The sequence below is a fragment of the Pedococcus sp. P1_H8 genome, from assembly GCF_056405175.1.
In genome coordinates, this window is the sequence record NZ_JBFUCP010000261.1 from 1 (window position 1) to 431 (window position 431).

The 431-nt window shown below is 70.7% G+C and carries 1 protein-coding gene; it reads right to left on the minus strand.

Annotation, left to right across the window (positions count from 1 at the left end):
* Positions 1-431: asparagine synthase-related protein (locus tag AC1DYG_RS19895; protein ID WP_477641572.1), on the minus strand; the 431-nt coding region annotated here is incomplete at both ends.

A 431-nucleotide genomic window follows, 5' to 3' on the forward strand; every position in this document is an offset into this window, starting at 1 on the left:
TCCTTCGCCACGAACCACAACGGCACCAGCGCCGGGTCGGCGACCGGGTCGTCGAGGTACCAGATGATCTCCGGGATCGCGGCCGCGAACTCGGCCGGGCTGACGACCTTGACCACGTGCCTGGCGCCGATCGCGGCGGCCGACTCGGCGGCGACGTCGACCTCGGAGTAGCCCTCGCGCTCGAAGCCGGTGGTGAAGGTGATCAGGTCCGGGTTGTGCCGGATGGCCAGGGCCGCGATCGCRGTGGAGTCGATGCCGCCCGACAGGAACGACCCGACGGTCACGTCCGCGCGCATGTGCTTGGCAACGGAGTCCTCGAGGGCCTCGGCGATCTCCTGGTAGCGGGCCTGCTCAGAACCCGGGGTGAACGGCTTCGCCGGGAACTTCGGGGTGAAGTAGCGGGTGATCCGCGGCGCCTCCCCGGCCCGCAC